This is a genomic window from uncultured Streptococcus sp. (assembly GCF_963518475.1).
In the GTDB taxonomy this organism is placed as follows: domain Bacteria; phylum Bacillota; class Bacilli; order Lactobacillales; family Streptococcaceae; genus Streptococcus.
In genome coordinates this window covers 133,895-142,751 of sequence record NZ_CAUQJA010000002.1, presented here as the reverse complement: position 1 = coordinate 142,751, position 8,857 = coordinate 133,895, and the positions used below count along the sequence as shown (strand labels likewise).

The following is an 8,857-nucleotide window of genomic DNA, read 5'->3' as shown; positions in this document are numbered from 1 at the left end:
ATAGCCCTGGGACAAACCACCCGTTTGACGGGTGGTCATGATTGTGGGAAGATTTTATACTCTTCGAAAATCTCTTCAAGCCGCGTCAACGTCGCCTTTCCGTATGTGTAGGATACTGACTACATCAGTTCCATCTACAACCTCAAAACAGTGTTTTGAGCAGCCTGCGGCTAGTTTCCTAGTTTGCTCTTTGATTTTCATTGAGTATTAGATGAATATTAATCAAAATAAAGCAAGTCTTTGCTAGTGTTTGTAAAGAGGTCAAAGCCATCTTTGGTAACAACACCACAGTCTTCAATACGAACACCGACTTTACCAGGGATATAGATACCTGGTTCAACAGAGAAGCACATGCCTTCTTCGATGACCATGTCGTTTCCTTCCATGATAGATGGGAATTCGTGGACATCCATACCGATACCATGACCAAGACGGTGGTTGAAGTACTCACCGTAACCAGATTTTTCGATGACCTCACGGGCAGCGCGGTCCACTTCATGGGCAGTCACACCTGGTTTGATAAAGTCAAGAGCAGCTTGTTGGGCTTCCAGAGTCAAGTTGTAAATGTCTTTCTTGAATTGGTCAGGTTTACCGACAGCGACTGTACGGGTCATATCTGAAGCATAGCCGTTGACTAGAACACCCAGGTCAAAGAGGAGAAGGGCGTCATTTTCAACCTTGTTTGCTGCTGGAATACCGTGTGGATTTGCAGCATTATCACCAGTCAAGACCATGGTATCAAAACTCATTTCATAACCTTCACGCTTCATAGCAAAGTCAATTTGGGCGATGATATCTGTCTCAGTCTTATCAAGAGAAATATTGTCAAATCCAACATTAACAGCCTTGTCCGCATAGAGACCTGCAACCATCATTTTTTGCACTTCATCAGCTGATTTGATGAGGCGCATGCGTTGGATACGAGGTGTGAGGTTTTCAAACTCAGCAGTTTCAAAAACGGTTTTTAAACCATGATATTTTGTCAAGATGAGATTGTCAAACTCAACAGCGACACGTTTGAAGTCAAGTTGTGGAAGAGCATGTTTCATTTTTTGCCATGGATTTTCAGAGTCCACATAGCCCACAACTGGGAAGGAAACAGTGCTGCTTGCACGCTCAACCTCAAGGGCTGGGACAAAGAGGAGAGGTTCCTGATCCGCTAGGACAAAAAGGAACATTTGGCGTTCATGGGGATCACTGTAAAAGCCAGTGAGGTAATTGATTGTGACGGGGTCAGATACGACAGCGACGTCTAGTTTTTCTGATTCAAGATATGTTACGATTTGTTGTAATTTAGACATATGCTACCTTCTTTCTACCCCTCTATTTTGGCAAAAAAAGTGAGAAAATGCAAGGGAGAAGGGTAAAAGAACAGACAAAAAGAACTCCGACAAGATGTGGAGTTCTTTGATATCATTTTACTTTGTTTAAGAAAAGTCTGCCTTGCTTTTGACGTCGCTGTATTCTTCAGCGATTTCTTGGCTGAGAATGTCCTCATAAGCAGGGAGTTGAATGTCCTGACCATATTTCTTCTTGAGGGCGGTAGTGACTAGGCGATAAGCTAGATTTGCATTACGAGAGAGGATAGGCCCGTGGAAGTAGGAACCAAAGACATTCTTATAATGAACCCCTTCGCCGACTTTTTCTTCGTTATTTCCATTGCCATAGACAACCTGTCCCAGCGGTTTTTGGTCATCTGAGAGGAAGGTACGGCCCTGATGATTTTCAAAACCATAGTAGGTTTCATCGAAATCTTCATTGTGAATCTTGATGTCACCGATAAAACGGTTATTGGTCTGGTTGAGCGTGTAGTGGCCCATGACACCGAGTCCTTCGATGCGTTTTCCTGAAGCTTCAACATAATATTGCCCTAATAGTTGGAAACCACCACAGATAGCCAGAATCACACCGTCGTTTTGGATGTAGTTGTCAATGCTCTCTTTTTTAGCAGGTAGGTCGTCTGCAATGATACTCTGTTCAAAGTCTTGACCCCCACCGAAAAAGGCGATGTCGTAGTGATTTTCGTCAAAGTCATCATGGAGAGAAACGATGTCAACGGTCACATGGGCTCCCAGCTTTTCAGCCACATACTTGAGCATGAGGATGTTTCCATTATCCCCATAAGTATTCATGAGATTTCCATAGAGGTGGGCAATGTTGAGCTGATAAGGGTAAATGCCATCTTTTGAGGAAAGTGAAGTATAAACCATTAGTTCATCTCCTTTCTAACAATCTGACGACTAGCCAGCAGTTCGCGGAATTCAAGCATAGCAGTATAGGTAGCCAGAATATAAGCATGCTTGCAGTCTTGGTTCTCAATGGTCTTAAGAACTTGTTCCAGACTACTTGTTTCAGTGATTTTATCAGCTGGATAGCCTGTTACTCGTAGACGACGAGCGATTTCAGAATGACGGACACCACCAGCATTGATTTCAGGGATGTCCATGTCAGTGATTTGTTCAAAATCAGCATCCCAGATCCAGCTTGTATCAATTCCGTCTGCATAGTTAGCGTTAAGGAGGACAGATAGGCTAAATGGATAAGGAGCTAGTTTAATCATCTCAATAGCTTGGGTTGCACCGACTGGATTTTTAATCAAGACGAGGGTACATTCCTTGTCACCGATATGGAAGGTTTCTTGGCGTCCAAAGACAGCACGGCTCTTATCAAATCCCTGCTTGATGAGTTGGGAATCGGCACCGAGGAAACGGGCGATAGCAACCGCAGCTAGGGCGTTGTAGATATTGTAGAGACCACCGATTTGAATACCGTATTCTTGTCCGTCAATGACAAAGCGAGAGCGATTGTTGGTTAACTCAACCAGTTCTGTCAAGCGATAGTCGAGATCAGGACGTTTACATCCACAGCTTTCACAGATATAGGCACCCAAGTTTGCATAGGTATTATGCTCATATTTGAGGATGCCTTGGCAGTCAGGACAGAGGATTCCTTCGGTATTATAGTGAGCCAGCTGGGCTGGACCTTTCTCCAAGTCAAAACCAAAATACTCTACAGGATTTGGAATAGCTGGCTTGTAGAAAAGTGGACTGTCTCCATTAAGGAGAACAGTGGCAGTAGGCACCTTACGAATAGCATCCAAAATCATCTTGTAAGTTGTGTAAATCTCACCATAGCGGTCCATCTGGTCACGGAAGATATTCGTGATGACAAAAAGGCTTGGCTGGATATAGTCACAGATACGAGATAGACTGGCCTCGTCGATTTCTAGGACGGCAATATTTTTTCCAGTTTTAGAAGATTTGGCTGTTAAGAAGGTCGTTGCGATCCCTGTAATCATGTTGGCACCGCTTGGGTTAGTAAGAACCTGACCATAAACCTCTTTTAAAATGCCAACAGTGAGGGCAGTTGTCAGGGTTTTTCCGTTGGTTCCAGTGACCACGACAATCTCGTAGTTCTTAGCTAGGTTTTGTAAAATATCTTTATCAAATTGAAGGGCAAGTTTTCCTGGGAGCGTACTTCCACGGCCAAGACGGCTTAAAATGAAGTGGGAAGAGCGCCCAGCTAGGAGGCCCAAAGTAGTTTTTAATTTCATGTTTCTATTATATCATAAAAGAGGGAAAAGACAGATTTGATACTCAATGAAAATCAAAGAGCAAACTAGGAAGCTAGCCGCAGGCTGTACTTGAGTACGGCAAGGTGAAGCTGACGTGGTTTGAATTTGATTTTCGAAGAGTATGAGATTTCGCAGAAATGAAAACAGCCCTCAGAGGGCTGTTCGATACGATTAAATCTCAACTTAAATCGCAAACAGGTCATTCAAGTTCTCAGCCAAGGTTGGGTGAGTGAAGATTTGTTTTGTGAAGTAAGTGTAAGGAATCTTGTTGTCCATAGCAACAGTGATGATGTTGATGATTTCTTGAGAACCTTCTGAGAAGATGCTTGCTCCAAGAATTTCTTTTGTTTCAGTATTCACAACAGCTTTGAAAGCTCCACGAAGGTCTCCATTTACGTGACCACGAGGCATTGCTGCGACAGGGATTTCCTTAACGGCGTATGGAAGTTTCAAATCAGCTGCTTGGCTTTCAGTCAAACCAACTTGTGAAAGCGCAGGTGTGATAAACATGGTGTTTGGTACATTGAGACGGTCTTCAAGTGTGTAGCTGCCATCTCCAGCAAGGTAGCTGTAAACAACACGGAAGTCATCAAGTGAAATGTAAGTAAATTGAAGTCCACCGTTGACATCCCCAACTGCAAAGACACCAGGAACGTTTGTTTGACAATGTTTGTCTACTTTAATAGCACCACGTTCAGTTAGTTCAATATCTGTATTTTCAAGTTGAAGTGGTTCTACATTTGGTTTGCGTCCAGTTGCGTAGAGAAGGGCATCGAAACGGTAAGTTTCGTTTTCAGTTACGACAAGCACTTGGTCACCGTCGTTTTTGATTTCAGTAGTACGAATATTTTGAAGCAATTCAATACCGTCTTCTTCCATGTATTGTTTAGCAAGAGCAGCGATTGAAGGTTCTGCACGAGGAAGGAAAGTATCCAAGGCATCTAGAACTGTAACCTTGCTTCCAAGTTTGTTGTAAAGACCAGCAAATTCAAGACCGATATTTCCGCCACCAAGGACTCCAAGTTTTTCAGGCAATTTGTCCAAGTTTTGGATACCTGTTGAGTCAAAGACGTTTTTGCTTGTAGCAAGTCCAGGGATTGGCAAGACGTTTGAAACAGCACCAGTGTTGATGACGATTGTTTCAGCAGTCAGTTCTTTCTTTTCATCACCAGCTTGGATTTCGATGACTTTATTTGAAAGGAAGTGAGCTTCCGCATCAAAGATATCCACGCCTGTACCAGCAACAGTCGCATAGTTTTTACCGTTGAGGCGGCCAGTAATCGTGTTTTTGGTAGCAATCACTTCTTCAAAAGACAAGTCCTTCTCAGCAGCAACTAGCAAAGTCTTAGTTGGGATACAACCGATGTTGATACAAGTTCCACCGTACATAGCTTTGCTACGTTCAATAAGGGCAACTTTTTTGCCAGCTGAAGCCAATTTACCTGCTAGTGTTTTACCAGCTTTACCAAATCCGATAACGATTAGATCATAAGTTAACATTTAGAGTTCCTCCTATTCGAATTTCATTCTAGCACAAGAAAAAAACTTTTGCACAATTCTGCTACGCTTTAAAAAAGTTTATGAAATAGTGGAAATTATAGCCTTACTTTCTCAGAAAAATCGTTTACATGATATTATCGATGGATTGGGCTATCTTTTGCTCTGTTCTTGTGTTATACTAGATAGGTTGCAAAGAAAACAGTACTTTTCTTTTGTGGAAAAGAAGCAACACGATTTTATATCCAGTATATGAAAATACGTCATAAAAAGAAAAGTATAAACTAAGCCCTATAGGGTGGCTTCGCACCACCTTTAGAAAGAAGAATAACGTGAAATTTAATGAATTAAACTTGTCTGCTGATTTGCTAGCAGAGATTGAAAAAGCTGGTTTTGTAGAAGCCAGTCCTATCCAAGAACAAACCATTCCATTGGCTCTTGAAGGTAAGGACGTTATCGGTCAAGCTCAGACTGGTACAGGAAAAACTGCAGCCTTTGGCTTGCCTACCCTTGAAAAAATCCGTACAGAAGAAGCGACCATCCAAGCCTTGGTCATCGCTCCAACTCGTGAACTAGCTGTCCAAAGTCAAGAAGAACTCTTCCGCTTTGGTCGCAGTAAGGGAGTCAAGGTTCGCTCAGTATATGGTGGATCAAGCATTGAAAAACAAATTAAGGCTCTTAAATCTGGTGCCCATATCGTGGTGGGAACTCCAGGTCGCCTCTTGGACTTGATTAAACGCAAGGCCTTGAAATTACAAGACATTGAAACTCTTATCCTTGACGAAGCGGATGAAATGCTCAACATGGGCTTCCTTGAAGACATCGAAGCTATCATTTCTCGTGTCCCTGAAAACCGTCAAACTTTGCTTTTCTCAGCAACTATGCCAGATGCCATCAAACGTATCGGTGTTCAGTTTATGAAAGAACCTGAGCATGTGAAGATTGCGGCTAAGGAATTGACAACAGAATTGGTTGACCAATACTATATCCGAGTTAAAGAGCAAGAAAAATTTGATACCATGACTCGTCTCATGGATGTGGAACAACCAGAACTTGCTATCGTATTTGGTCGTACAAAACGTCGTGTAGATGAATTGACTCGTGGTCTTAAAATCCGTGGCTTCCGTGCTGAAGGAATTCATGGAGACCTAGACCAAAACAAACGTCTTCGTGTCCTTCGTGACTTTAAAAATGGCAATCTTGATGTTTTGGTTGCGACAGACGTTGCAGCGCGTGGCTTGGATATTTCAGGTGTGACCCATGTCTATAACTACGATATTCCACAAGATCCTGAAAGTTATGTTCACCGTATCGGTCGTACAGGTCGTGCTGGTAAGTCAGGTCAGTCTATTACTTTCGTTTCACCAAATGAAATGGGCTACCTCCAAATCATTGAAAACTTGACTAAGAAACGTATGAAAGGTCTCAAACCTGCAAGTGCAGAAGAAGCCTTCCAAGCTAAAAAACACGTAGCTCTCAAGAAAATCGAACGTGATTTTGCAGATGAGACTATCCGTGCCAACTTTGAGAAATTTGGTAAGGATGCTCGTAAGCTAGCTGCCGAATTTACTCCAGAAGAATTGGCAATGTATATCTTGAGTCTGACTGTTCAAGACCCAGATAGTCTTCCTGAAGTGGAGATTGCACGTGAAAAACCACTGCCATTTAAACCATCAGGTAATGGCTTCGGTGGTAACGCTAAGGGAGGTCGTCGTGGAGATGACCGTCGTGATAATCGCCGAGGAGACAACCGTCGTGGTGGTCGCCGTGATGATTTCAAAAAAGGAAGTCGTGGCAACGATCGTTTTGATAAGGAAAAACGTTACCGTAAGGATAATAAAAAACCACGCAATACTTCAAGCGAAAAGAAAACAGGCTTTGTGATTCGTAACAAGGGCGATAAATAATAAAAAGCGGTTCAAAATGAATCGCTTTTTTATATAAGGAGACCGAATGGAAAAAGAAAGATAAACAAAATAGATATATTATCTTCTTGTAATATTATAATACACAAAAATAGGGGGCTTGTCAATAGAAAAGAAGCAATTTAATTAAAAATATTCTTGTTTTTTCAAATTGCAATTAAATAAGCAATTTTCAGATAATAATTGAAAATTCAAGCTGTTTATGTTATAATGATAGCGATTAAATTCGAGGTGAAAAATGGCACATTTATTAGAAAAAACTAGAAAAATTACTTCTATCCTGAAGCGCTCAGAGGAGCAGTTGCAGGAAGAACTCCCCTACAATGCGATTACCCGTCAATTGGCAGATATTATTGACTGTAACGCCTGTATCGTCAATAGCAAGGGACGTCTCCTTGGTTATTTCATGCGTTACAAAACCAATACAGATCGTGTCGAGCAGTTCTTCCAAACTAAGATTTTCCCAGATGACTACATTCAAGGTGCGAACATGATCTACGATACAGAAGCCAATCTGACAGTTGATCATGATTTGAGTATTTTCCCTGTGGAAAGTCGTGCCGACTTTCCAGATGGTTTGACGACCATTGCACCGATTCATGTATCAGGGATTCGCCTTGGCTCTTTGATTATTTGGCGCAATGATAAAAAATTCGAAGACGAGGACTTGATTCTTGTTGAGATTGCGAGTACCGTTGTTGGGATTCAACTCCTTAATTTCCAACGTGAAGAAGATGAGAAAAATATTCGCCGCCGTACTGCTGTTACCATGGCGGTTAATACCCTTTCTTACTCCGAACTCCGTGCTGTTTCAGCAATTTTAGGGGAATTAAATGGAAATGAAGGGCAGTTGACTGCGTCAGTGATTGCAGATCGTATCGGGATTACCCGTTCTGTGATTGTCAATGCCCTTCGTAAACTTGAGTCTGCGGGAATTATTGAAAGTCGCTCACTTGGAATGAAGGGAACCTATCTTAAGGTCTTGATTTCAGATATTTTTGAAGAAGTGAAGAAAAGAGATTACTAATGACTAAGGCTTTAATTTCGATTGACTATACAGAAGATTTTGTTGCTGATAGTGGGAAGCTGACAGCAGGTGCTCCAGCTCAGGCGATTTCGGATGCCATCAGCAAGGTAACTCGATTAGCTTTTGAACGAGGAGATTACATCTTCTTTACAATAGATGCTCACGAAGAAAACGATTGTTTCCATCCAGAAAGCAAGCTGTTTCCTCCCCACAATTTGATTGGCACTAGTGGACGGAATTTATACGGAGATTTGGGGACCTTTTATCAAGAGCATGGTTCAGACAGTCGTGTCTTTTGGATGGATAAACGCCATTACTCAGCTTTTTCAGGGACTGACCTAGATATCCGTTTGAGAGAGCGTCGAATTTCTACAGTTATTTTAACCGGAGTCTTGACGGATATCTGTGTCCTGCATACAGCTATAGATGCCTATAATCTAGGATATGACATCGCGATTGTTAAACCAGCTGTTGCTTCCATCTGGCCTGAAAATCATCAATTTGCCCTAGGTCATTTCAAAAATACACTTGGAGCTAAGTTAGTAGATGAAAAGCTAAATGAAATTTCAGAGTAATTTATTTGATGAAATGAAAAAAATTGAAAAAAGTGTTGACAAGCATCCTAAAAGTTGATATACTAGTAAAGTAATCGACGCGGGGATGGCGGAATTGGCAGACGCGCAGGACTAAGGATCCTGTGACCGCTTTAGGTCGTGAGGGTTCAAGTCCCTCTCTCCGCATAGGATAAGAGTTAGCTTAGGCTAGCTCTTTTGTTTTTTATCTAATTTACGTAGAGCAAAAAATTTTTGCTCTTTTTTGGATTTCATAAACATT

7 protein-coding genes and 1 tRNA gene are annotated in these 8,857 nt (G+C 41.8%); 4 read left to right on the top strand and 4 right to left on the bottom strand.

Annotated features, from left to right (window positions below):
- Positions 1–218: 218 nt before the first annotated feature.
- The 4 genes from RYK12_RS01700 to RYK12_RS01685 all read right to left on the bottom strand — a co-directional run bounded on the left by RYK12_RS01700 (position 219) and on the right by RYK12_RS01685 (position 5,074).
- A complete protein-coding gene (locus tag RYK12_RS01700; protein ID WP_314846591.1) occupies positions 219–1,301 on the bottom strand; it encodes a Xaa-Pro peptidase family protein in 1,083 nt (360 codons plus the stop codon).
- 126 nt (positions 1,302–1,427) lie between these two features.
- A complete protein-coding gene (gatD, locus tag RYK12_RS01695) occupies positions 1,428–2,210 on the bottom strand; it encodes a lipid II isoglutaminyl synthase subunit GatD (RefSeq protein WP_314846590.1) in 783 nt (260 codons plus the stop codon).
- On the bottom strand, positions 2,210–3,553 hold the full coding sequence (murT, locus tag RYK12_RS01690; protein ID WP_314846589.1) for a lipid II isoglutaminyl synthase subunit MurT: 1,344 nt from the start codon (positions 3,551–3,553) through the stop codon (positions 2,210–2,212). The genes gatD and murT overlap by 1 nt, the downstream gene beginning before the upstream one ends.
- Before the next feature lie 204 nt (positions 3,554–3,757).
- The gene (locus tag RYK12_RS01685) at positions 3,758–5,074 is read right to left on the bottom strand and encodes an FAD-containing oxidoreductase (protein ID WP_125452543.1); all 1,317 of its coding nucleotides are present in this window, start codon (positions 5,072–5,074) and stop codon (positions 3,758–3,760) included.
- A 329-nt stretch (positions 5,075–5,403) separates the two neighbouring features.
- Between RYK12_RS01685 and RYK12_RS01680 the strand changes: the two genes are divergently transcribed.
- The 4 genes from RYK12_RS01680 to RYK12_RS01665 all read left to right on the top strand — a co-directional run bounded on the left by RYK12_RS01680 (position 5,404) and on the right by RYK12_RS01665 (position 8,763).
- Entirely contained in the window at positions 5,404–6,978 is a 1,575-nt protein-coding gene (locus RYK12_RS01680) for a DEAD/DEAH box helicase (RefSeq protein ID WP_314846587.1), read from the top strand.
- Between the two features lie 256 nt (positions 6,979–7,234).
- Positions 7,235–8,023, top strand: a complete 789-nt coding sequence (gene codY / locus RYK12_RS01675) for a GTP-sensing pleiotropic transcriptional regulator CodY (protein ID WP_000940738.1) — start codon at positions 7,235–7,237, stop codon at positions 8,021–8,023.
- On the top strand, positions 8,023–8,598 hold the full coding sequence (locus tag RYK12_RS01670) for an isochorismatase family cysteine hydrolase (protein WP_314846586.1): 576 nt from the start codon (positions 8,023–8,025) through the stop codon (positions 8,596–8,598). Before codY ends, RYK12_RS01670 begins: the two co-directional genes overlap by 1 nt.
- Positions 8,599–8,677: 79 nt before the next feature.
- Positions 8,678–8,763 (top strand) — tRNA-Leu (locus RYK12_RS01665).
- Positions 8,764–8,857: the final 94 nt, after the last annotated feature.

Bases quoted from the DNA above. Each gene is read 5' to 3' on its own strand.
- RYK12_RS01700 (WP_314846591.1), bottom strand. From the start codon at position 1,301: ATGTCTAAATTACAACAAATCGTAACATATCTTGAATCAGAAAAACTA.
- gatD (WP_314846590.1), bottom strand. From the start codon at position 2,210: ATGGTTTATACTTCACTTTCCTCAAAAGATGGCATTTACCCTTATCAG.
- murT (WP_314846589.1), bottom strand. From the start codon at position 3,553: ATGAAATTAAAAACTACTTTGGGCCTCCTAGCTGGGCGCTCTTCCCAC.
- RYK12_RS01685 (WP_125452543.1), bottom strand. From the start codon at position 5,074: ATGTTAACTTATGATCTAATCGTTATCGGATTTGGTAAAGCTGGTAAA.
- codY (WP_000940738.1), top strand. From the start codon at position 7,235: ATGGCACATTTATTAGAAAAAACTAGAAAAATTACTTCTATCCTGAAG.
- RYK12_RS01670 (WP_314846586.1), top strand. From the start codon at position 8,023: ATGACTAAGGCTTTAATTTCGATTGACTATACAGAAGATTTTGTTGCT.